Origin of the sequence: Vibrio sp. BS-M-Sm-2 (genome assembly GCF_041504345.1) — a bacterium.
Lineage (GTDB): Bacteria > Pseudomonadota > Gammaproteobacteria > Enterobacterales > Vibrionaceae > Vibrio > Vibrio satsumensis.
In genome coordinates this window covers 1,216,965-1,239,796 of sequence record NZ_CP167894.1, presented here as the reverse complement: position 1 = coordinate 1,239,796, position 22,832 = coordinate 1,216,965, and the positions used below count along the sequence as shown (strand labels likewise).

The 22,832-nt window shown below is 45.0% G+C and carries 23 protein-coding genes; 22 read left to right on the top strand and 1 reads right to left on the bottom strand.

Features of this window, described 5'->3' with window-relative positions; translation table 11 throughout:
- Positions 1 to 29 precede the first annotated feature (29 nt).
- From queA to secF, 5 genes are all read left to right on the top strand, one after another.
- Entirely contained in the window at positions 30 to 1,082 is a 1,053-nt protein-coding gene (gene queA / locus AB8613_RS05615; RefSeq protein ID WP_285954980.1) for a tRNA preQ1(34) S-adenosylmethionine ribosyltransferase-isomerase QueA, read from the top strand.
- Positions 1,083 to 1,276: 194 nt separating this feature from the next.
- Complete coding sequence (gene tgt, locus AB8613_RS05610) at positions 1,277 to 2,413, top strand: tRNA guanosine(34) transglycosylase Tgt (RefSeq protein ID WP_017056177.1); 1,137 nt, start codon at positions 1,277 to 1,279, stop codon at positions 2,411 to 2,413.
- A gap of 111 nt (positions 2,414 to 2,524) precedes the next feature.
- Positions 2,525 to 2,854: a preprotein translocase subunit YajC gene (gene yajC, locus AB8613_RS05605; RefSeq protein WP_010440492.1), complete on the top strand. Its 330-nt coding sequence runs from the start codon at positions 2,525 to 2,527 to the stop codon at positions 2,852 to 2,854.
- Positions 2,855 to 2,874: 20 nt separating this feature from the next.
- Positions 2,875 to 4,731, top strand: a complete 1,857-nt coding sequence (gene secD, locus AB8613_RS05600) for a protein translocase subunit SecD (protein ID WP_081090147.1) — start codon at positions 2,875 to 2,877, stop codon at positions 4,729 to 4,731.
- A gap of 14 nt (positions 4,732 to 4,745) precedes the next feature.
- Complete coding sequence (secF, locus tag AB8613_RS05595; protein ID WP_372384633.1) at positions 4,746 to 5,693, top strand: protein translocase subunit SecF; 948 nt, start codon at positions 4,746 to 4,748, stop codon at positions 5,691 to 5,693.
- A gap of 258 nt (positions 5,694 to 5,951) precedes the next feature.
- Here the strand turns inward: secF and suhB are convergent, their stop codons facing one another.
- A complete protein-coding gene (gene suhB, locus AB8613_RS05590) occupies positions 5,952 to 6,755 on the bottom strand; it encodes an inositol-1-monophosphatase (protein ID WP_017062836.1) in 804 nt (267 codons plus the stop codon).
- Positions 6,756 to 6,936: 181 nt separating this feature from the next.
- Between suhB and trmJ the strand changes: the two genes are divergently transcribed.
- The 17 genes from trmJ (at position 6,937) to bamB (ending at position 22,739) form a co-directional block, all read left to right on the top strand.
- Positions 6,937 to 7,665: a tRNA (cytosine(32)/uridine(32)-2'-O)-methyltransferase TrmJ gene (gene trmJ / locus AB8613_RS05585; RefSeq protein ID WP_123301608.1), complete on the top strand. Its 729-nt coding sequence runs from the start codon at positions 6,937 to 6,939 to the stop codon at positions 7,663 to 7,665.
- Positions 7,666 to 7,781: 116 nt separating this feature from the next.
- Positions 7,782 to 8,303, top strand: a complete 522-nt coding sequence (gene iscR / locus AB8613_RS05580) for a Fe-S cluster assembly transcriptional regulator IscR (protein WP_010440512.1) — start codon at positions 7,782 to 7,784, stop codon at positions 8,301 to 8,303.
- A 27-nt stretch (positions 8,304 to 8,330) separates the two neighbouring features.
- Positions 8,331 to 9,545 (top strand): IscS subfamily cysteine desulfurase, encoded by a 1,215-nt coding sequence (locus tag AB8613_RS05575; RefSeq protein WP_327784199.1) that lies wholly within the window; start codon positions 8,331 to 8,333, stop codon positions 9,543 to 9,545.
- 33 nt (positions 9,546 to 9,578) lie between these two features.
- Positions 9,579 to 9,956 (top strand): Fe-S cluster assembly scaffold IscU, encoded by a 378-nt coding sequence (iscU, locus tag AB8613_RS05570; protein WP_004735094.1) that lies wholly within the window; start codon positions 9,579 to 9,581, stop codon positions 9,954 to 9,956.
- 98 nt (positions 9,957 to 10,054) lie between these two features.
- Positions 10,055 to 10,378, top strand: a complete 324-nt coding sequence (iscA, locus tag AB8613_RS05565; RefSeq protein ID WP_010440519.1) for an iron-sulfur cluster assembly protein IscA — start codon at positions 10,055 to 10,057, stop codon at positions 10,376 to 10,378.
- An 84-nt stretch (positions 10,379 to 10,462) separates the two neighbouring features.
- Positions 10,463 to 10,978 carry a co-chaperone HscB gene (gene hscB / locus AB8613_RS05560; RefSeq protein ID WP_146489672.1) on the top strand — a complete coding sequence of 172 codons (516 nt, stop codon included), beginning with the start codon at positions 10,463 to 10,465 and terminating at the stop codon, positions 10,976 to 10,978.
- Positions 10,979 to 11,000: 22 nt separating this feature from the next.
- Complete coding sequence (hscA, locus tag AB8613_RS05555; protein WP_372384632.1) at positions 11,001 to 12,851, top strand: Fe-S protein assembly chaperone HscA; 1,851 nt, start codon at positions 11,001 to 11,003, stop codon at positions 12,849 to 12,851.
- A 20-nt stretch (positions 12,852 to 12,871) separates the two neighbouring features.
- Positions 12,872 to 13,210: an ISC system 2Fe-2S type ferredoxin gene (gene fdx, locus AB8613_RS05550; RefSeq protein WP_017629863.1), complete on the top strand. Its 339-nt coding sequence runs from the start codon at positions 12,872 to 12,874 to the stop codon at positions 13,208 to 13,210.
- Between the two features lie 117 nt (positions 13,211 to 13,327).
- Positions 13,328 to 13,528, top strand: a complete 201-nt coding sequence (iscX, locus tag AB8613_RS05545; RefSeq protein ID WP_004740335.1) for a Fe-S cluster assembly protein IscX — start codon at positions 13,328 to 13,330, stop codon at positions 13,526 to 13,528.
- A gap of 206 nt (positions 13,529 to 13,734) precedes the next feature.
- Positions 13,735 to 15,030 (top strand): aminopeptidase PepB, encoded by a 1,296-nt coding sequence (gene pepB, locus AB8613_RS05540; protein WP_146489674.1) that lies wholly within the window; start codon positions 13,735 to 13,737, stop codon positions 15,028 to 15,030.
- A 106-nt stretch (positions 15,031 to 15,136) separates the two neighbouring features.
- Positions 15,137 to 15,571, top strand: coding sequence for a nucleoside-diphosphate kinase (gene ndk, locus AB8613_RS05535; protein ID WP_016797173.1), 435 nt, complete (start codon positions 15,137 to 15,139; stop codon positions 15,569 to 15,571).
- Between the two features lie 291 nt (positions 15,572 to 15,862).
- Entirely contained in the window at positions 15,863 to 17,005 is a 1,143-nt protein-coding gene (locus tag AB8613_RS05530; protein ID WP_060983298.1) for a bifunctional tRNA (adenosine(37)-C2)-methyltransferase TrmG/ribosomal RNA large subunit methyltransferase RlmN, read from the top strand.
- A 444-nt stretch (positions 17,006 to 17,449) separates the two neighbouring features.
- Positions 17,450 to 18,406 (top strand): cytoskeleton protein RodZ, encoded by a 957-nt coding sequence (gene rodZ / locus AB8613_RS05525; protein ID WP_372384631.1) that lies wholly within the window; start codon positions 17,450 to 17,452, stop codon positions 18,404 to 18,406.
- Positions 18,407 to 18,413: 7 nt separating this feature from the next.
- Positions 18,414 to 19,535: a flavodoxin-dependent (E)-4-hydroxy-3-methylbut-2-enyl-diphosphate synthase gene (gene ispG / locus AB8613_RS05520; protein WP_048658835.1), complete on the top strand. Its 1,122-nt coding sequence runs from the start codon at positions 18,414 to 18,416 to the stop codon at positions 19,533 to 19,535.
- 70 nt (positions 19,536 to 19,605) lie between these two features.
- Positions 19,606 to 20,874: a histidine--tRNA ligase gene (gene hisS / locus AB8613_RS05515; protein WP_017062514.1), complete on the top strand. Its 1,269-nt coding sequence runs from the start codon at positions 19,606 to 19,608 to the stop codon at positions 20,872 to 20,874.
- Between the two features lie 79 nt (positions 20,875 to 20,953).
- On the top strand, positions 20,954 to 21,568 hold the full coding sequence (locus tag AB8613_RS05510) for a YfgM family protein (protein WP_061019465.1): 615 nt from the start codon (positions 20,954 to 20,956) through the stop codon (positions 21,566 to 21,568).
- Positions 21,569 to 21,578: 10 nt separating this feature from the next.
- Positions 21,579 to 22,739 (top strand): outer membrane protein assembly factor BamB, encoded by a 1,161-nt coding sequence (bamB, locus tag AB8613_RS05505; protein ID WP_060983301.1) that lies wholly within the window; start codon positions 21,579 to 21,581, stop codon positions 22,737 to 22,739.
- The last annotated feature ends 93 nt before the right edge of the window (positions 22,740 to 22,832 follow it).

Below are 22,832 nucleotides of genomic sequence, written 5' to 3'. Positions count from 1 at the left end.
ATCTCATCAACTAAGACAAGACTAGACACATGCAAGTTTCAGATTTTCACTTTGACCTACCAGATGAACTCATTGCTCGCTACCCTCAAGAGGAGCGTACAGCAAGCCGCCTGCTTAAATTAGATGGCAATAGCGGTAACCTAGCTGATGGTTCGTTTAAAGACGTTTTAGACTTGGTTGAGCCAGGCGATCTTGTCGTTTTCAATAACACTCGAGTAATTCCTGCTCGTGTATTTGGTCGCAAGGCATCAGGCGGTAAGCTTGAAGTGTTGGTTGAACGTATGCTTGATGAGAAAAGCATTCTTGCGCATGTTCGTTGTTCTAAATCACCGAAGCCGGGCACCAAGTTGTTCCTTGGTGAGAACGATGAGTATGAAGCTGAAATGGTGGCGCGTCACGATGCGTTATTTGAAATCCATTTCACATCTGATCAAAGCGTTTTAGAGATTCTTAACAGTGTTGGTCACATGCCACTGCCTCCTTACATCGATCGTCCTGATGAAGATGCAGATAAAGAGCGCTACCAAACTGTCTATAATGAAAAGCCGGGTGCGGTTGCAGCGCCAACAGCAGGTCTTCACTTTGATGACAAGCTAATGGCTGGTATGAAAGCTAAAGGTGTCGAGTTTGCTTACGTGACACTTCACGTTGGTGCTGGCACGTTCCAGCCGGTAAAAGTCGATAATATCAATGATCACCACATGCATGCTGAGTACGTTGAAGTACCGCAAGAAGTGGTTGACGCTGTAGCTGCAGCAAAAGCTCGTGGCGGCCGTATTATCGCTGTCGGCACAACATCTGTACGTTCACTCGAAAGTGCGGCTCAAGATGCACTGAAAAACGGCACTGAGTTAGTTCCTTTCTTTGGTGATACAGAAATCTTCATCTTCCCTGGTTATGAGTACCAGTTGGTGGATTGCTTGATTACCAATTTCCACTTGCCAGAATCAACGCTGATTATGTTGGTAAGTGCATTTGCTGGCTACGACCATGTGATGGGCGCATACGATCACGCGGTGAAGAGCGAATATCGTTTCTTCAGCTACGGCGATGCCATGTTCATCAATAAGAAAACGAGCTAATTTAAGCTGGTTATAAACGATATAAACAGAATTTACGGGTGCTAGCAGTAAGCTAGGAGTCGGGCAGGGTGTCTGTCTAATCTCTCGCAAGGAATACGCGACCGCTCCTCATAGAACCCACTAAACTGAACTTTTGTTTGGCTTAAGGTTCTGAATTAACAGTCAGATTGTTTCTCTGGCATATTGGAGGCTTCGTGAAATTAAAATACGAACTTAAAAAAACTAATAGCGGCGCACGTCGTGGTCAACTTCAGTTTGAACGCGGTACCGTTGAAACCCCAGCATTCATGCCTGTAGGTACTTACGGTACTGTAAAAGGTATGACACCTGAAGAAGTGAAAGACACAGGCGCTGAAATTCTATTAGGTAACACATTCCATTTATGGCTACGTCCTGGTCAAGAAATCATGAAAATGCACGGCGACTTGCACGATTTCATGAACTGGCACGGTCCTATCCTGACTGATTCAGGCGGCTTCCAAGTGTTCAGCCTAGGCGCAATGCGTAAGATCACTGAAGAGGGTGTTCACTTCCGTAACCCTGTAAACGGTGACAAGATCTTCATGGACGCTGAGAAGTCTATGGAAATCCAAAAAGACCTAGGTTCAGACATCGTAATGATCTTCGATGAGTGTACGCCGTACCCAGCGACACACAAAGAAGCAAAAGACTCAATGGAGATGTCTCTTCGTTGGGCTGAGCGTTCACGCAACCACTTCGACAAGCTTGAAAATCCGAACTCACTATTCGGCATCGTTCAAGGTGGTGTGTATGAAGACCTTCGTGATGTATCTGTTAAAGGTCTAACTGAAATTGGTTTTGACGGTTATGCAGTTGGCGGCCTAGCAGTAGGCGAGCCAAAAGAAGATATGCACCGCATTCTTGAGCACACATGTCCTCAACTGCCTGAAGATAAGCCACGTTACCTAATGGGTGTAGGCAAACCAGAAGACCTAGTTGAAGGTGTTCGTCGTGGTATCGACATGTTTGACTGTGTAATGCCAACGCGAAATGCACGTAACGGCCACCTGTTTGTGACTGAAGGTGTGATCAAGATCCGTAATGCGAAGCATAAAACCGATACAACACCACTAGATTCAGAGTGTGACTGTTACACTTGTAAGAACTACAGCAAGTCGTACTTACACCATTTGGATCGTTGTAACGAAATCCTAGGTGCTCGACTGAACACGATTCATAACCTGCGTTTCTATCAACGAGTAATGTCAGACATTCGTCAGTCTATCGATGAAGATCGCTTTGAAGAGTTCGTTGCAGAGTTCTACGCAAGAATGGGGCGTGAAGTGCCACCACTAGGTAAAGAATCTTAGTATTTCTTTTTTGCGAGCCCTATCTCTCTTCCGAGTGATGGGGCTTGAAAATAAAGGGATGCGACCCAATTAGACAAACAATTACGAAAATATAAATAGAGGATGTTTTAAATGTTTATTTCTCAAGCTCACGCAGCAGCAGAAGGTGCACCAGCAGGCGGCGGTTTCGAAATGCTTATCATGCTAGGTATGTTCGCTGTGATCTTCTACTTCATGATCTACCGTCCACAAGCTAAGCGTGTTAAAGAACACAAGAACCTTATGTCTTCTATGGGCAAAGGCGATGAAGTTCTTACAAGCGGCGGCCTAATCGGCAAGATCACTAAGATTGCTGAAGACAGCGACTACGTTGCTATCGAACTGAATGCAAACAACGAAGTAGTTATCAAGAAAGACTTCGTTACAGCAGTGCTACCAAAAGGTACTCTGAAATCTCTATAAACAGCTAGAGGATCCTCGCTGTGCTAAACCGTTACCCGTTATGGAAGTATTTGATGGTGGTGTTTGCCATCGCTATCGCTGCGTTGTACGCTCTTCCAAATATATACGGTGAAGATCCGGCAGTTCAAGTTACAGGGGCGCGCGGCGCCTCTGTAGATATGTCTACGCTGGATGCTGTCACCAATGCTCTTGAAGCAGAAAACCTTTCTACTAAATCCGTTGCTCTCGAAAACGGTTCCATTCTTGTTCGCTTTAACGACACAGATACGCAAATTAGTGCCCGTGATATCATCACAGAAGCACTAGGCGATGACGTTATCGTTGCTTTAAACCTAGCGGCTTCAACTCCTGATTGGCTTGAATCTATTGGCGCAGCGCCAATGAAACTTGGTCTTGACCTACGTGGTGGTGTTCACTTCTTAATGGAAGTGGATATGGACGCTGCGATGCAAAAGTTGGTTGGCCAACAAGAAGAAGCATTCCGCAGTGAACTTCGTGAAGAGAAAATCCGTTACCGTGCGATTCGCCCATCTGGTAAAGATGCGGTTGAAGTGATCCTACGTAACGAAGAACAGCTTGCTGAAGCCAAATCGCTACTGCAATCTAAGCACCAAGATATGACGTTCGTAGATTCTGAATCTAACGGTCGCTTCTCTTTGGTTGCAAGCTTTACAGAGGCTCGTCTTCAAGAAATCCGTAACTACGCGGTTGAGCAAAACATTACTATTCTACGTAACCGTGTAAACGAACTTGGTGTTGCTGAACCTTTGGTTCAACGTCAAGGTTCTAGCCGTATCGTAGTGGAATTGCCTGGTGTTCAAGACACGGCTCGCGCTAAAGAAATTCTTGGTGCGACTGCGACACTTGAGTTCCGTGAAGTGGATAGCAGTGCTGACTTAGCCGCTGCCGCTTCTGGTCGTGCTCCTGCGGGTAGCGAAATCAAGCAAGATCGTGATGGTCGCCCTGTGGTACTTAAGAAACGCGTTATTCTAGGCGGTTCGAGTATTACGGATGCAAGCTCAAGTGTTGATGAATATGGTCGTCCTCAAGTTAACATCTCGCTAGACAGCGAAGGTGGTAGCAAGATGTCTGCATTCTCTCGTCAGAATATCGGTAAGCTAATGGCAACGGTATTTGCAGAGTACAAAGACAGCGGTCGTAAAACACCGGAAGGTCGAGTTATCTTAAGTAAGCACGAAGAAGTAATTAACCAAGCGACGATTCAATCTGCGCTAGGCCGTAACTTCCGTATTACAGGTATCGACTCAACGGCTGAAGCTCATAACTTGGCACTTCTACTACGTGCTGGTGCATTGATTGCGCCTATCTCGATTGTAGAAGAACGTACGATTGGTCCATCTATGGGGCAACAAAACATCGATATGGGTATCATGGCGATGGTTTGGGGTATGGCTGCAGTAATGTTGTTTACTCTGCTTTACTACCGTACTTTCGGTTTGATTGCGAACGTTGCGCTAATGGCTAACTTGGTGTTGATTATCGGTGTTATGTCGATGATTCCGGGGGCTACCATGACCCTGCCAGGTATTGCCGGTATCGTATTAACGGTCGGTATGGCAGTTGATGCCAACGTTCTTATCTTTGAGCGTATACGTGAAGAACTTCGAGATGGACGCAGTCCACAACAAGCGATTCATCAAGGTTACGCGAACGCATTCAGCACAATCGCCGATGCCAACATCACCACACTACTAACAGCAATCATTCTATTTGCTGTGGGTACTGGTGCTATCAAAGGCTTCGCGGTAACGCTGTCTATCGGTATCTTGACTTCAATGTTTACAGCTATTGTCGGAACACGTTGTATCGTGAACCTGATGTATGGCGGTAAACGCGTTAAAAAACTGTCGATCTAAGGCTAGGAATTAATATGTTTCAGATTCTAAAAGCAGACAAAATGATCGACTTTATGCGTTGGTCAAAGGTTGCCTTTGTTTTTTCTATCTTGATGATTGGTACTGCTATCTTCACCCTAACAACGAAATCGTTGAACTGGGGGCTAGATTTTACTGGCGGTACTCTGATTGAAGTTGGTTTTGAACAACCGGCACATCTTCCTGATATCCGTAGTGCACTAGAAGCAGAAGGCTTTGGTGATGCAACGGTACAGAACTTCGGTTCAGCTCGTGATGTAATGGTTCGTTTACGTCCACGTGATGGCGTAGCGGGCGAAACGCTTGGTAACCAAATCCTTTCTGCGATTGAGAGCGGTACTGGTGAGCAAGTTGAAATGCGTCGTATCGAGTTCGTTGGTCCTAACGTGGGTGACGAATTAACAGAAGCGGGTGGCCTTGCTATCCTAGTTTCTCTTATCTGTATCTTGATCTACGTGTCAGCGCGATTCGAATGGCGTTTGGCGGCGGGTGCGGTATTAGCATTGGCGCACGATGTTATCATCACACTGGGTGTGTTCTCGATGATGCAAATCGAAGTGGACTTAACCATTGTCGCGGCATTGCTAACGGTAGTCGGTTATTCCCTCAATGATACCATCGTTGTATTTGACCGTATTCGTGAGAACTTCCGTAAGATGCGTAAAGGCGAAGCACCTGAAGTACTAAACAGCTCAATCACACAAACATTGAGCCGTACATTGATCACTTCTGGTACAACGTTATTCGTAGTTATCGCACTGTTCGTTCAGGGCGGCGCTATGATTCACGGATTCGCAACTGCACTTCTACTCGGTATTACTGTTGGTACTTACTCTTCTATCTACGTTGCATCTGCACTAGCAATGAAGTTGGGTATTACGCGTGAACACCTAATGCCACCACAAGTAGAAAAAGAAGGTGAAGAGTTTGACGAAATGCCTTAGGCCTTGGCTTAACAAGTTTCGCTAAACCAGAAAAACCGCTAGGTAACTAGCGGTTTTTTTATGCCTGCATTTTGTAGGAAAACTCAATACAAATTTTACGGTCGAAGTGAGTTGCACTTAATGTCTTAAGCGCTATTCTGCTCGCATATCAATCTCGCATCTCGCATCTTGGAATCGCAGATACAAAAAAGCCTCGCAATCGCGAGGCTTTAGAATTTCTACGCTCTGCTATAAGAGAGCTTTAACGTAAGGTCTGAATTACTTCAGCATACCTTCGTTAGCGTTCTCACGAACGTGCTTAAGAATAGACTTAACACCACGTGCGCTTGAAGCAACAACATTACCAGAAGTCATGTAATCAGTACCGCCAGCAAAGTCAGTCATGATAGCACCAGCTTCACGAGCGATTAGGTCGCCAGCTGCTAGATCCCATGGCTTAAGGCCAAGTTCTAGGTAACCATCAACACGGCCAGCTGCTAGGTAACATAGGTCAAGAGCAGGAGAACCTGTACGACGGAAATCAGCACAGTCAATGAATAGACCAGAGATGATCTTCATGAAAGATTCAGAGTGTTGTTTTTGCTTGAATGGGAAACCAGTCGCTAGAACAGTACCTTGAAGGTCTTTTAGTTGAGTAACACGCATACGAGCGTTGTTAAGTTGAGCGCCAGCGCCACGTTGAGCTGTAAATAGCTCGTTTAGCATTGGGTCATAAACACAAGCAACTTCTGTACGACCGTTCATACGAACAGCGATAGATACAGAGAAGTGAGGGAAACCTTTTACAAAGTTGTTGGTGCCATCTAGTGGGTCAACGATCCATTGTACGTCAGAGTCTTTACCTTCAGTCAGGCCTTTCTCTTCAGAAATAATGCTGTGCTCTGGGTAAGATGCTTTGATTGTCTCAATAATCATGTACTCAGCTTCTTGAGCAATGTTAGTAACGTAATCGTTGTTACCTTTTAGAGACGATTCGATCTTATCAGTTGTTTCTAGAGATTTAGCAATATGGTTGCCAGCTTTACGCGCAGCGCGTATCGCAATGTTTAGCATTGGATGCATATGGTTTTTCCCACAAGATGTTAAAGAACAATTTAAAGCGGCGGCGAGTATACCAAAGTTTTACCAAAAGGGAAGTGGTTATTTTTTGAACTCTTGGTTTCACATTCCGCGAAGGGTCTGACCATTTTACTTTGCTATGTGTTAATATCTCGCGATTATTTTTAAAGTGGTGTCATATAGCATGTTAGACAATGTAAAAGTCGTTCTGGTTGGTACGTCTCATTCGGGAAATATCGGATCAGCAGCTCGCGCAATGAAAGTGATGGGTTTGAGTCAATTAGTTCTTGTAGACCCTCAATGTGAAGTTGACGAGCAGACCTTAGCACTGGCTGCTGGTGCAGGTGACATCGCAGAAAACGCGACGATTGTTTCTACTCTTGAAGAAGCAGTAAAAGACTGTGGCTTGGTTGTTGGTTCAAGTGCTCGCTCTCGTACGCTTGAATGGCCAATGCTTGAGCCTCGTGAGTGTGGTGAAAAGTTTGCGGTTGAAGGTCAGAAGCACCCAGTAGCATTAGTATTTGGCCGTGAACGTACTGGCTTAACTAATGATGAACTTCAGAAGTGTCATTACCATGTATGCATTCCGGCTAACCCGGAATACAGCTCGCTAAACCTAGCAATGGCAGTACAGACACTCAGCTACGAAGTACGTGTTGCACACCTTGATATGGTGGCTAGCCAATATCAGCCACAGCAACAAGATGAGTACCCACGTCACGATGAACTAGAAATGTTCTATGAACACCTTGAAAAAGTGATCATCGATACCCAATTTATCTCTAAGGATAAGCCGGGTCAGGTGATGAACAAGCTACGTCGTCTATTTAGTCGTGCTCGTCCAGAACTGCAAGAAATCAACACGCTTCGCGGTATTTTGACTTCGATTGAGAAGAGCAAAAACGACAAATAAAGCCCATACAATAGTTAAGGGTGAATACCTGACTAAAATAGTCAACTAAATACTTGACCAATTTAGTCGGGTATGGGAAGATTCCAACCACATAAACAATGTGGATACGGTGTGATATGAAACTTACATCTAAAGGAAGATATGCGGTAACAGCTATGCTAGATGTAGCACTGCATTCGCAAAAAAGCCCAGTTCCTCTGGCTGACATTTCAGAGCGACAAGGCATCTCGTTATCTTACTTAGAGCAACTATTTTCTAAGTTACGTAAAGCTGGCTTAGTTGCTAGTGTTCGCGGCCCTGGTGGTGGTTACCGTTTAGGTGCTGAAGCGAGCGACATCGCTGTCGGAACTGTGATTGCAGCAGTAGACGAATCAGTGGATGCGACTAAGTGTCACGGTCGAGCAGATTGCCAAGGTGGTAGTCGTTGTTTAACTCACACTCTATGGCGTGATTTAAGCTCCCGAATCAGCAGCTTCTTAAACGACATTACGCTCGGTGAGCTAATGAAAGATAACGAAGTTTTAGAAATTTCTGATCGCCAAGATATCGATCTTGCGGTTAATAATGGTTTTGCACATAAAAATACGAGCACTACAACGATTAGTGCAGCACCTCACGGTGTTAATGCCCGCTCTTAGCGGTCAGTTTTTACATTGGAGTAGAAAATGAAACTGCCTATTTACTTTGACTATTCAGCTACATGCCCAGTCGATCCACGAGTTGCTGAGAAAATGGTTCAGTGCATGACGATGGACGGTAACTTCGGTAACCCTGCATCTCGTTCACACCGTTACGGCTGGCAGGCAGAAGAAGCAGTAGATAATGCTCGTGAGCAAATTGCTGACCTACTAAATGCAGACCCACGTGAAATTGTTTTCACTTCTGGTGCTACAGAGTCAGATAACCTTGCTATTAAAGGTGCAGCGCACTTTTACGAGAAGAAAGGTAAGCACGTAATTACGTGCAAAACAGAACACAAAGCGGTTCTTGATCCATGTCGCCAACTAGAGCGTGAAGGTTTTGAGGTAACTTACCTTGAGCCAGAAGCAAACGGCATCATCGATCTAGACAAGCTACAAGCTGCAATGCGTGAAGACACTGTTCTAGTTTCTATCATGCACGTTAACAACGAGATTGGTGTAATCCAAGATATCTCTGCAATCGGCGAACTATGTCGTTCACGCAAGATCATCTTCCACGTTGATGCGGCTCAGTCTGCGGGTAAAATCCCACTAGACGTACAAGAGATGAAAGTTGACCTAATCTCACTTTCAGCTCACAAAATGTATGGCCCTAAAGGTATCGGTGCACTTTACGTTCGTCGTAAGCCACGTATTCGTCTTGAAGCACAAATGCACGGCGGCGGTCATGAGCGTGGTTTCCGTTCAGGTACGCTTGCTACTCACCAAATCGTGGGTATGGGCGAAGCTTGTGCTGTTGCTAAGCAAGACATGCAGAAAGATTACGATCACGCACTAGCACTTCGTGAGCGCCTATTGAAAGGTGTTCAAGATCTAGAAGCGGTAACGGTAAACGGTGACATAGACCAACGTGTACCACACAACCTAAACGTGAGCTTTGCTTTCGTTGAAGGTGAATCTCTGCTTATGTCTCTAAAAGACCTAGCAGTATCATCAGGTTCTGCATGTACATCAGCAAGCCTAGAGCCTTCATACGTTCTTCGTGCTCTTGGTCTGAACGATGAACTGGCACACAGCTCAGTACGTTTCTCATTCGGCCGTTTCACAACGGAAGAAGAAATCGACTACGCGATTGCACAAATCCGTGTAGCGGTAAACAAATTACGCGACATGTCTCCTCTATGGGATATGTATAAAGAAGGGATTGATTTGAACACAGTTGAGTGGGCTCATCACTAATCTCACGGAAATAGAGGATTCGAGGTAACTATCATGGCATATAGCGAAAAAGTAATTGATCACTACGAAAACCCACGTAACGTAGGTTCGTTTGATAAAGAAGACCCAAGTGTAGGTAGCGGCATGGTTGGCGCACCAGCTTGTGGTGACGTAATGAAACTGCAAATCAAAGTATCTGCAGAAGGTATTATTGAAGACGCAAAATTCAAGACTTACGGTTGCGGTAGCGCAATCGCTTCTAGCTCACTAGTAACTGAGTGGGTTAAAGGTAAGAGTATTGATGAAGCAGCGGCTATCAAAAACTCTGAAATTGCAGAAGAACTAGAATTGCCACCAGTGAAAGTTCACTGTTCAATTCTTGCTGAAGATGCAATCAAAGCAGCAGTTGCGGATTACAAAAAGAAGCACTAATCGCTTCTACAACGTAATCACTTCAAAAAAGTAATATTTGGGAGCATCCTTTGTGCTCCCCCTGAGTTCTCAATTTATATAAAACACAAGGTTGTAGTATGGCCATCACCATGACAGATACGGCAGCAAGCCGAGTTCAAGCTTTCCTAGATAACCGAGGTAAAGGTATCGGGTTGCGCTTAGCGGTAAAAACTACTGGCTGTTCGGGTATGGCGTATGTACTGGAATTCGTTGATGAGCTTAACGAAGAAGACGAAGTGTTCGAGCATTCAGGTGTTAAGGTCATCATTGATCCAAAGAGCCTAGTTTACCTAGACGGTACTGAGCTTGATTACGTAAAAGAAGGCCTAAACGAAGGTTTTGAATTCAACAACCCGAACGCGAAAGGCGAATGTGGTTGTGGTGAGAGCTTCAATGTATAAACGCCTCAATCGTAGAGCGTTTATAGTGAGCGAAGAATAAAATTAGGCTCTGTTTAAAGAGCCTAAACTTAGGACCACCGTTACATGAATCATTTCGAATTATTTGGGCTACCACTTCAGTTTCAACTGGATGGTAGCCTTCTTTCTTCTCAGTTTAGAGATCTGCAACGCCAATTCCACCCTGATAAATTTGCCACAGCTTCTGAGCGTGATCGCCTATTAGCCGTGCAAAAAGCTGCGCAAATTAACGATGCGTACCAGGTGTTGAAGAATCCAATCAGCCGAGCTGAATACCTGTTAGTGCAACATGGTGAGGATATTCGCGGCGAGCAGCAGACCATGCAAGATCCTATGTTCCTAATGGAGCAAATGGAATTGCGTGAAGAGCTTGAAGAGATCGCCGACAGTTCTGAACCTGAAGATGCTTTGTTTGCATTTGAAGGAAAGGTTAGCAAAATGTATAAACAACAATTAAGCGCTATCCAACAAGAACTCGACAGCGAAGCTTGGTTAGAAGCTGCAGACCGAGTAAGAAAGCTTAAGTTTATTGCAAAATTAAAGAATGAAATCGAGTTAGTTGAAGATCGTCTGATCGGCTAGTTCGTATAACAAGGACACATCCATGGCACTACTTCAGATTGCAGAACCAGGGCAAAGCGCCGCTCCTCACCAGCACAAGCTTGCTGTGGGTATTGATTTAGGTACAACAAACTCATTGGTTGCGGCAGTGCGCAGTGGTGAGGCGAGCACACTGGTTGATCAACAAGGTCGCAGTATTCTTCCTTCCGTTGTTCACTATACGTCAGAGTCGTACACGACTGGTGATGAAGCTCGTGCAAATGCACAGACTGATCCTAAAAATACCATTATCTCAGTTAAGCGATTAATCGGTCGTTCATTGTCAGATATCCAACAGCGATACCCGTCTCTGCCATATCAGTTTGAAGAAAGTGATAATGGTCTGCCTGTGATTAGCACAGAACAAGGCAACAAGAACCCAATTCAAGTATCAGCAGACATTCTGAGAGCGCTAGGTCAACGTGCTGAATCAACACTTGGTGGCGAGTTATCTGGTGCTGTTATTACCGTTCCTGCTTACTTTGATGATGCACAGCGTGCTGGTACGAAAGACGCGGCGCAACTTGCTGGTCTTCACGTGTTACGTCTTCTTAATGAACCCACTGCAGCTGCGATTGCTTACGGCTTGGATTCAGGTAAAGAAGGAGTAATTGCTGTTTATGACTTAGGTGGTGGTACGTTTGATATCTCTATCCTACGCCTTTCTAAAGGTGTCTTTGAAGTTTTAGCAACAGGCGGCGACTCTGCATTAGGCGGCGATGACTTTGACCATTTAGTTGCGGATCATTTCCAAGAGCAAATGGGCTTATCAGAGCTAACTGCAGAACAGAATCGTATTCTTCTCGATGCCGCAACAGAAGCGAAGATTGGCTTATCTGAAACGGAAAGCGTTGAGGTTGACGTACTAGGTTGGTCTGGTTCATTAACTCGTGATGAGTTCGAAGCGATCATTAAACCTCTAGTTAAGAAAACACTGCTTTCATGCCGTCGTGCACTGAAAGATGCGGAAGTTGACGCGGATGAAGTACTAGAAGTCGTGATGGTGGGTGGTTCAACTCGTACATTGCTTGTACGTGAAATGGTGGGTGACTTCTTTGGTCGTATGCCATTAACCAGCATTAACCCTGATGAAGTGGTTGCGATTGGTGCATCGATTCAAGCGGATATCTTAGTCGGTAATAAGCCTGATTCTGAAATGCTGCTACTGGACGTTATCCCCCTGTCTCTTGGCATCGAAACCATGGGCGGCTTGGTCGAAAAGATCATCCCTCGTAACACCACAATCCCAGTTGCTCGCGCACAAGAATTTACCACGTTCAAAGACGGTCAAACTGCAATGACAGTGCACACCGTTCAAGGTGAACGTGAGATGGTTGATGACTGTCGTTCACTGGCTCGATTTGCTCTTAAAGGTATCCCGCCGATGACTGCTGGTGCGGCGCATATTCGTGTGACTTACCAAGTAGATGCAGATGGTCTACTATCGGTCACCGCTATGGAGAAGAGCACGGGTGTTCAAGCTGAAATCCAAGTTAAGCCTTCTTATGGCCTAAGTGATAACGAAGTAGCGAGCATGCTGAAAGACTCGATGACGTTTGCAAAAGAAGACATGCAAGCGCGTGCTCTTGCTGAGCAACGCGTAGAAGCGGATCGCGTTATTGAAGGCCTAATTGCTGCAATGCAAGCTGATGGCGATGAGCTGCTGGATGAGCAAGGCAAACAACAACTGGTTCAAGCGATTGAAGCACTGATTGAAGCGCGTAATGGCGATAATGCCGATGCCATTGAACTAGAAATTAAGAATACCGACAAAGCGAGTCAAGACTTTGCTTCTCGTCGTATGGATAAATCAATTCGTGCTGCACTGTCAGGTCAGTCAGTCGATAATATTTAATAGTTAGAGAATAGATAAACATGCCAAAGATTATTGTTTTACCTCACGAAGATCTATGTCCAGAAGGCGCTGTTTTAGAAGCAAAAACTGGTGAGACGGTTCTTGATGTTGCACTGAAGGCCGGTATTGGTATTGAACACGCATGTGAAAAATCATGTGCATGTACGACATGTCACGTTGTGATTCGTGAAGGTTTTGATTCTTTAGAAGAGAGTGATGATCTAGAAGATGACATGCTAGATAAAGCATGGGGCTTAGAGATGGAATCTCGCCTTGGTTGCCAAGCAAAAGTGGCTAATGAAGATCTTGTAGTAGAGATTCCAAAGTACACATTGAACCTAGCGTCTGAAGATCACTAAGAACTTCTCTATGGTCATGGTGGTTTCGCCATGACTGATATTACGGTTTAACAAAACTGGCCTAAAATATAGATCATAAAGGCGACCAAGCGTCGCTAATAAATATAAGGAAGTGTTATGAGCTTGAAGTGGATTGATTCGCGAGATATCGCAATTGAGCTATGTGATTTGTACCCTGATACTGATCCTAAAACGGTACGTTTTACCGATTTACACCAATGGGTATTAGACCTTGAAGAGTTCGATGACGAGCCTAACCACTCGAATGAGAAAATCTTAGAGGCTATTATTTTATGCTGGATGGATGAGATGGATTAATCCTCTTGTCTAATTACTTGGTCGCGGGTTGGTATCAGTCAAATATAAAACGCAGCCAAGTTAACAATTCTTACCAAAAAAAGCGGACCTTATGGTCCGTTTTTTTATCAAAATGACATTTTCCTCCTACATAATGCTAACATCAGTGCGCTAATAAAAAATAATCAGAATCACACACTCAAAGTGGTTCATGACAAGGAGAAATCATGTCTACACAGATGTCAGTATTTTTAAGTCAAGAAGCTGCCCAGCCTCAGTGGGGAGCAAGAGCTATTTTATCGTTCTCAGAAGCAGGAGCGACCATTCACATTGGTGAAGGCCACGATCTAGGCGCAGTTCAACGTGCTGGTCGTACGCTTGACGGACAAGGTATCGCATTCGTTTCACTTCGTGGTGAAGGTTGGGATCTAGAAAGCGTTTGGGCTTTCTACCAAGGCTACCGTGGACCAAAGAAAAAGAATGCATTGGAATGGGATGCTCTTTCAGAAGCTGATCAAACTGAGCTTGAAGCTCGTATTCGTGCAACTGACTGGACGCGTGACATTATCAACAAAACCGCTGAAGAAGTGGCGCCTCGTCAATTAGCGACGATGGCAGCTGAATACATCAAATCAGTGGCGCCAGCGGGCACAGTAAAAGCAAAAATCGTTAAAGACAAAGATCTCCTAACTGAAGGTTGGGAAGGCATCTACGCGGTAGGCCGTGGCTCTGAGCGTACATCAGCAATGCTGCAACTGGACTTCAACCCAACAGGCGATGAAAACGCACCTGTATTTGCTTGCTTAGTGGGTAAAGGTATTACGTTCGATTCGGGCGGCTACAGCATTAAACCAGGTCAATTCATGACAGCGATGAAGGCTGACATGGGCGGCGCAGCAACGATTACTGGTGGTTTAGGTCTAGCGATTGAACGTGGTCTGAATAAGCGTATCAAGCTTATTCTATGTTGCGCAGAGAACATGATCTCTGGTCGCGCATTGAAGCTTGGCGACATCATTACTTACAAAAATGGTAAGACAGTTGAGATCATGAATACCGATGCGGAAGGTCGCTTGGTACTTGCTGATGGTCTGATGTACGCAAGTGCACAAAATCCTGAGTTGATTATCGATTGTGCAACGCTAACAGGCGCAGCTAAAAATGCATTAGGTAATGATTACCACGCACTACTAAGCTTCGACGATGAGTTGTCTCACCAAGCGCTGACGGCGGCAAACCAAGAGAAAGAAGGCCTATGGCCACTGCCTCTTGCTGATTTCCACCGTGGTATGTTGCCTTCAAACTTTGCTGATCTGTCAAACATCAGCACGGGCGATTACACACCGGGTGCAAGTACAGCGGCTGCGTTCCTTTCTTACTTTGTAGATGACTACAAAAAAGGTTGGATTCATATGGATTGCGCAGGTACTTACCGTAAGTCAGCAAGTGACAAGTGGGCGGCAGGCGCAACGGGTATGGGCGTTCGCACACTGGCTCGTCTTCTTATCGACCAAGCAAAATAATAATAAGGGTGAGCGGTATTTTGTGCCGCTCATTCATAAAGCTAAGATCGAAAGATCTCAGTAATTTCAGTATTTAATAACAAAAAAATGAAGTGAAGGAATCCCTATGGCTCTAGAAAGAACGTTCTCAATTGTTAAGCCGGATGCAGTTAAGCGTAACCTTGTTGGTGAAATCTACCACCGTATCGAAAAAGCAGGCCTAGAAATTATTGCTGCTAAGATGGTTCGTCTTACTGAAGAGCAAGCGAGTGGCTTCTACGCTGAACACGAAGGTAAAGAGTTTTTCCCAGCTCTTAAAGAGTTTATGACTTCTGGACCTATCATGGTTCAAGTGCTTGAAGGCGAAAACGCGATCGCTCGTTACCGTGAACTAATGGGTAAAACTAACCCAGAAGAAGCGGCGTGCGGCACTATCCGTGCTGATTACGCAATCAGCATGCGCTACAACTCAGTACACGGCAGCGACAGCCCTGAGTCTGCAGCTCGCGAAATCGAATTCTTCTTTCCAGAATCTGAAATTTGCCCACGCCCAGCTCAATAAGCGACACAGCAAATGATTCTAAAGGCTTCACTTCGGTGAGGCCTTTTTTGTAAGTGAGTTTTACGTTCTCGATAATCAATTTAGTCGTCATTCCTGAAAGCGACGAAGGAGCGTAGTCGGGAATCTTTTGTTTAAATGGGGTAATCTCAGGCTAATAAATATATTTGTTCAAATTTTAATCGCTTAAGTTTGAATGTCTTAATAAACACAGGGTTTTACAATGCTTGTTGAAGTTGCGTAAAGCCTGTACAATTCGCGCCCTTAATTATTGTTCCGTCATTGAGAGGCATCATGACCACAGCTAAAGTCAATCTACTCGATTTTGATCGTAAAGGTCTTCGTAAATTTTTCACAGAAGAACTGAATGAGAAAGCGTTTCGAGCAGAGCAAGTGATGAAGTGGATTTATCACTTCGGTGTCGATGACTTCGAACAGATGAACAACATCAACAAAAAGTTACGTGAGAAACTTCAACGTCGCTGTGAGATTGTTGCACCTGTTGTTTCTGAAGCTCAACACTCTTCAGATGGCACAATTAAATGGGCGATGAGCGTTGGCGATCAAGACGTTGAAACGGTATACATCCCAGATGGTGACCGTGCGACGCTGTGTGTGTCTTCACAGGTTGGTTGTGCACTTGAATGTAAGTTCTGTTCTACAGCTCAACAAGGCTTTAACCGTAACCTAAAAGTTTCAGAGATTGTTGGCCAAATCTGGCGTGCATCTCGCGAAATCGGTCTAGAAAAAGAAACCGGTCGTCGTCCAATTACTAACGTTGTAATGATGGGTATGGGCGAGCCTCTATTGAACATGAAGAACCTAATGCCATCATTAGAAATCATGCTTGATGATCTAGGTTTCGCACTGTCTAAGCGTCGTGTAACCGTATCAACTTCTGGTGTTGTATCTGGCCTTGACCAAATGACAGACAACATCGATGTAGCATTGGCTATCTCTCTACACGCGCCAAACGATGCACTACGTAGCCAAATCATGCCGATCAACGACCGTTGGGATATCCAAGACTTCCTAGCATCTGTTCGTCGTTACATTGCATCTTCAAATGCTAACCGCGGTAAAGTAACGGTTGAGTACGTGTTATTGGACCATGTGAATGATGATATGGACCATGCACGTGAACTTGCAGAGCTAATGAAAGAGACGCCTTGTAAGATCAACTTGATTCCATTCAACCCTTACCCGGGGTCGCCTTATAAGAAGCCAAGCAACTCTCGTATTGATCGCTTCCAAAAAACGCTGATGGAATATAACTACACAGTAACGGTTCGTAAAACTCGTGGTGATGATATTGATGCCGCGTGTGGTCAGTTAGTCGGTGATGTTATTGACAGAACCAAGCGCACTAAAATGCTTAAAGCAGCCTCTGAAGCGAACTTGATTGCCGGTGATGTTATTGAAGTAAAAGCGGTATAAAACGCGATTAGAACCTAAACAAGCCAGAAGTCTTACTTCTGGCTTGTTGCTTTTCTGGGGTACAGTTTTTGATTTTTTGGACTTCTTGCCCACGCTTTCTTACATTTTTCGTCAAATTTTGGACAAAACCATGAGCTGACGGTAAATTTTGTCTAAAGTGTTTTTGCCTTGTAATGGCATTAGCTTATGATTAACTAATCTTAAATTAAATTAATTTAAGTGCTCGCTTGCTACTGATCGTCAATATGTCTATTTAGGTTGGCTACTTGATAAACTAGCTTCCTGAGAAGGTCATCCATAATAAATGAATGATGTTCGCCTTTAAGGGTTGATGATTTAGATAGCAGGAAAAATTCCACATAACGTGGGCTGTTAGATTGAGCTTAAACGACAATAAAAAACGCTCTCCTCAACCTGCGATAATACTTTAGAAGTTCACTCTCTATGAACACAGAACAAGATACACAGACGCAAGAAACCGTAGCTCCAGCTTTGGAAGCAGGAACACTGCTTAAGAACAAGCGAGAATCTCTTGGTTTAACGCAAAAGCAGATTTCTGATCGCTTAAAACTTCGCGTTACGCTGATCCAACAAATTGAAGAAAACCAATTCGAGTCAGATCAAGTGGCGACGTTTATGCGTGGCTACATTCGTTCATATGCGAAATACGTCAATCTTGACGAAAAAGTCGTATTGAGTGCTCTGCATCATGCCGGTGATGCTCAGCATCAAGAGCAAGAAATGCTGAGCTTTTCTCGTAAGACTAAAACCGAGAAGCACAACAGCCGTATTATGATCCTGACTTGGAGCATTTTTGCGGTCATTGCGGGTATCTCCTCACTTTGGTGGTGGCAGAACCAACAGCAAGACACTCTATCTCAATCTTTAGCGAATACTGAAAGCTCAGAAGAGCTAGCGGTAGAAGAATCACTTGCCCCTGAATTCAACTCTTTAGAAGTGATTGAAGCTGAACAAAACGAAGCGGGTGCTTCTGTTGTTGAAGGTACTGAAGACCTTGCTGCGATAAGCGATGCGGAAGATACTTCTGATGCAGTTACTCCAGCTGACGAAACTCCTGAACAGCAAGCAACAGAGATAGAACCAACTGCTGAAGTTACTGCAAATGCAGAAGCTGTTGAAGCAAACACAACTCCTGAAGCTGTGACTAAAGAATTAGTGATGCAGTTTTCTGCTGATTGCTGGATCCAAGTAAAAGATGCAACGGGTAAAACCTTGTCGACTGGCATTAAAAAAGCAGGTCAGTCGCTAAATCTTTCAGGAACTGCGCCATATAAAGTGATTCTAGGTGCGCCAGAGGGCGTATCAATGACATTTGCAAGTGAACCTGTCGACCTTTCTGGGTATACTTCAGGCAAAGTAGCTAGAATAACCTTACCTTAGAGTTAATATGCAACACGAATCTCCTATTATTCGTCGCAAATCAACCCGTATTTATGTGGGTGATGTGCCGATCGGTGATGGTGCACCAATTGCTGTGCAATCCATGACCAACACAAGAACAACAGATGTAGCCGCTACCGTTGCTCAAATTAGAGCTCTGGAAAAAGTTGGCGCTGATATCGTTCGCGTATCCGTACCGACTATGGATGCCGCTGAAGCCTTTAAGCTAATCAAGCAGCAGGTCTCTGTTCCTTTGGTTGCTGATATTCACTTCGACTACCGTATCGCACTTAAAGTGGCTGAATACGGCGTTGACTGTCTGCGTATCAACCCAGGCAACATCGGTAACGAAAGCCGTATCCGCTCAGTTGTTGATTGCGCACGTGATATGAATATTCCGATTCGTATTGGTGTTAACGGCGGTTCTCTAGAGAAAGAGATCCAAGAGAAATACACAGAACCTACAGCAGAAGCGCTTGTTGAATCAGCAATGCGTCACGTAGATATCCTCGACCGTCTGAACTTTGATCAATTCAAAGTCAGCGTTAAGGCGTCCGATGTATTCCTTGCCGTCGGTTCTTACCGCTTGCTTGCTAAGCAGATTGACCAACCTCTTCATCTTGGCATTACCGAAGCGGGTGGTGCGCGTGCTGGTTCTGTGAAGTCCGCGGTAGGTTTAGGTATGCTTCTTTCTGAAGGTATCGGCGACACGCTGCGTATCTCGCTAGCGGCTGATCCTGTTGAAGAGATCAAAGTTGGTTTTGATATTCTTAAATCTTTGCGCATTCGTTCGCGTGGCATCAACTTCATTGCGTGTCCGAGCTGTTCTCGTCAAGAGTTCGATGTTATTAACACTGTTAATGCCCTTGAAGAGCGCTTAGAAGACGTGATCACTCCAATGGATGTGTCAATCATCGGTTGTGTGGTTAACGGCCCAGGTGAAGCTGAAGTGTCTCATTTAGGTCTTGCAGGTAGTGCACGCAAGAGTGCTTTCTACGAAGACGGTAAGCGTCAGAAAGAGCGATTCGACAACGATGACCTTGTCGACAAACTTGAAGCTAAGATTCGTGCAAAAGCATCAGTGCTTGATCAAGCAAATCGCATTGATGTAGAAAACTTAGAAGATTAATACAACGCGATGGGGTGTGATTGTCTATTCGCACTAACACCTGGTCGTGAGAAATTACGGAATAAATACTGTGGCTAAAAATATCCAAGCAATTCGAGGCATGAACGACTGCCTTCCAACTCAATCACCACTGTGGCAGAAAGTAGAAAGCGCAGTTAAAAACGTGGTGAGTGCATACGGTTACAACGAAGTACGTATGCCTATTGTTGAAGAAACAAATCTATTTAGCCGTGCAGTTGGTGAAGAAACTGACGTTGTTTCTAAAGAGATGTACACCTTTGATGACCGCAATGGCGATAGCCTAACGCTGCGTCCTGAAGGCACAGCTGGTTGTGTACGTTCATGTATTCAAAATAGCCTTATTAACCGCGATGAACAGCGCCTGTGGTATATGGGTCCAATGTTCCGTCACGAGCGTCCTCAAAAAGGTCGTTACCGTCAATTCCACCAATGTGGTGTTGAGGTGTTTGGCCTAGACGGTCCAGACGTTGACGCAGAACTTATCATGATGACAGCACGTCTATGGCGTGAGCTAGGTATCGATAAGCACGTTCGCCTAGAGCTAAACTCAATCGGTTCTCAAGAAGATCGCGTAAGCTACCGCACTGCGTTAGTGGCTTTCCTTGAGCAACACATTGATGTGCTAGATGAAGACTGTAAACGTCGCATGCACACTAACCCTCTACGTGTACTTGATACTAAGAACCCTGATGTTCAAGCTATCTTAGGTGACGCACCTCGACTATCTGAATATCTAGGTGAAGAATCGAAGCAACATTTTGCTGGTTTATGTGAACTTCTTGACGCTGTTGGTATCGAATACCAAGTTAATGAGCGTCTAGTTCGTGGCCTAGATTACTACAACCGCACCGTATTTGAGTGGATCACTGATAGTCTTGGTGCTCAAGGTACAGTATGTGGCGGCGGCCGTTACGATGGTCTTGTTGAGCAACTAGGCGGCAAAGCAACCAATGCAGTTGGCTTCGCAATGGGTCTAGAGCGTCTGGTTCTGATGATGGAAACGCTAGAGCTAACAGAAGTTCGCCGTAGCGTTGATGTATACGTAGTTGCTGCTGGCGAAGGTACTATGATCGCGGGCATGCAGTTAGCGAATCAATTACGCGATACCGTTGAAGGCGTACGCGTAATGAACCACTTCGGTGGTGGTAACTTTAAGAAGCAATTCAAGCGTGCTGACAAAGTAGGTGCTGTTGTAGCACTGGTACTTGGTGAGAACGAAGTTGCTGACAATACAGTTGTGCTAAAAGATCTGGTTGGCGGCGAGCAAGAAACCGTGTCTCAAACGGAAGTTGCAGAGAAAGTTGCTGCGCTAATCTAATTAGCCATTGAGCAAACGCTCATAATGAATACTAACGTCAGCACTATGCTGGCGTTTAAAGAATTAAAGAGGACAGGAAGTGGAACTTTACGATAGCGAAGAGCAACAAGTTGAAGCCATTAAAGATTGGTGGAAAGAGAACGGTAAAGCCGTAATCTTTGGTGCGGTTATTGGTTTAGGTGGTCTATTTGGCTGGCGCTATTACCAAGATTCAGTCGTTGAAGCGCGTGAAGCTGCTTCAGAAAGCTACACCTCTGTAATTTCAGCTCTTGATGCTAAGGGCGTTGATGCTCAATCTGATATTCAAGCTTTCATCGACGCAAACAAAGATGCTGAGTACTCAGTACTTGCTGCTATGCAATTAGCAAAAGTACAAGTACAAGCGGGTGAGCTAGCAGCTGCACTTGAACAGCTAGAGTGGGCAAAATCGGCAACTAAGGACGCGGCACTTGCGCCACTACTTACTTACCGTGTTGCACGTATTAAAGCTGAGCAAGGTGAATTTGACGCAGCACTGGCTGATCTTGCTGCTATGACAGATGAATCTTGGAAAGGCCGTGTTGCCGAACTGCGTGGTGATATCTCACTTCGTAAAGGCGACACTGACGCAGCATACAGTGCTTACACAGAAGCACAGCAAGCTGTTGACGCTAGCCAAACGCTTCAAATCAAACTTGACGACCTAGCTAAATAAGGCGCTTTGAATGAAGAAGATGTTTCCAAAAGCGGCGTTGTGTGCGATTGCTCTTGGCCTACTAGCTGGCTGTGCAGGTGAAGAAGACACCGTAATCATGGCTCCAGTACCAACGGTAAACAGCGAGTTCACTCCTAGTCAGGAATGGTCTACGTCGGTTGGTGATGGTGTTGGTCACTACTTTTCAAAACTATCGCCAGAATTGGCTTACGACAAAGTGTTTGTTGCGAGCCGTGAAGGTATGGTTAAAGCGCTTGACCCTGAAACAGGTAAAGAGCTGTGGAAAGTCGATCTTGAGAAAGACGTACTGGCTCGTTTATCGGGTGGTTTAACGGCGGCTTACGGCAAAGTATTTGTTGGTTCTGAAAATGGCGAAGTGATCGCGATGGATGAATCAACCGGTGAAGAGCTGTGGCGTGTATCAGTGAATGGCGAGGTGCTTGCATCCCCTGCAACTGATAGCAACATGGTTATTGTTCATACCAGTCGCGGTATGTTGATCGCGTTAGATCAAGTAAGCGGCGAACAAAAATGGACCATCAGTACTGAAGTACCAAGCCTAACACTTCGTGGCGATAGCTCGCCTGTTGCGGTTTCTGGCGGTGTATTCTGGGGAACTGCAAATGGTCGTCTAGCTGCAGCTATCGTTGACCGTGGTCAGCTTATTTGGCAACAGCCAGTAGGTACGCCAAAAGGCGCAACGGAAATCGATCGTTTGGTTGATGTTGATGCATCTCCAATTGTTCTTGGTGGAACCCTGTATACTGTAGGTATCAACGGTCAGCTGATTGCAATCGATCTTCGTTCTGGTAAGCCAATTTGGAAACGTAACTATTCGTCAGCGATTGATTTAGCAAGTGATGGCAGCCGTTTGTTCGTTGTTACCGACAAAGACCATGTGGTTGCAGTTGATGCTCGTAGTGGTACTGAACTTTGGAGCACTCCATTGTTAGAAAACCGCTTACTGACAGCTCCTGCTATTATTAATGGGTATGTAGTCGTGGGTGATACAGAAGGTTATCTGCACTGGTTAGATCGTTCATCGGGTGAGTTTGTTGCTCAACAGCTTGTCGATGATAGCGGCTTTGCGGTTGCACCAATTGAACTGCCTGAAGGCTACTTAGTGACGACTCGCAATGGCGATGTAAAGAAACTAACGATTAGCCAATAAAAGCGTGATATAATTCACAGTCGGCTCCTGGTTGGTAACAGCCAGGAGCCGTTTTGTTGTTAAAAATTAATAAACCGTGTGGTTATAGGTAAG